Origin of the sequence: Methylobacterium nigriterrae (assembly GCF_037106235.1) — a bacterium.
GTDB lineage: Bacteria > Pseudomonadota > Alphaproteobacteria > Rhizobiales > Beijerinckiaceae > Methylobacterium > Methylobacterium nigriterrae.
The window spans coordinates 1-415 of sequence record NZ_JBAWTG010000578.1; the positions used below are offsets into that span (position 1 = coordinate 1).

General features: G+C 67.7%; 1 protein-coding gene. It reads left to right on the top strand.

The genetic code is table 11. The features are described from left to right. On the top strand, positions 1 to 199 hold a 199-nt coding region (locus WDW90_RS38310; RefSeq protein WP_336492902.1), incomplete at its 5' end, for a helix-turn-helix domain-containing protein. Positions 200 to 415: the final 216 nt, after the last annotated feature.

Sequence of the window (415 nt, forward strand, 5' to 3'; positions counted from 1 at the left end):
GTTCCTGTCGCTGATGCTCGGGGTCAACCGTCCGGGCCTGACGGAGGCGGTGTCGGCCTTTGAGCGGTCCGGGCTGATTGAAACTCAGCGCGGCTCGATCACGATCCGGGATCGCGCAAGGCTGCGGGATCTGGCGGGCGCCTCCTACGGCGGGCCAGAGGCGGAGTACGAGCGGCTCCTTGGGGACCGGCAGGCGTAAGCGCGGTTTCGTCCCGCATCTGAACGCCCAAGATGGAGGGCGTTGCAGCGACAGCGCCAAGACGCCGGGATCTCTGCCGCGCTGAAAACCCGTCCTATGACGGCGCAGGCCGTCAGCGTTCGCTGCAGTGTGCTCCGGTAACCTGGAGGCCGACATGCCGCGCCCGGCCGATCTGATGAACGATCCTTCCTTCCGCTACGCCGTGGAGGGCGCACG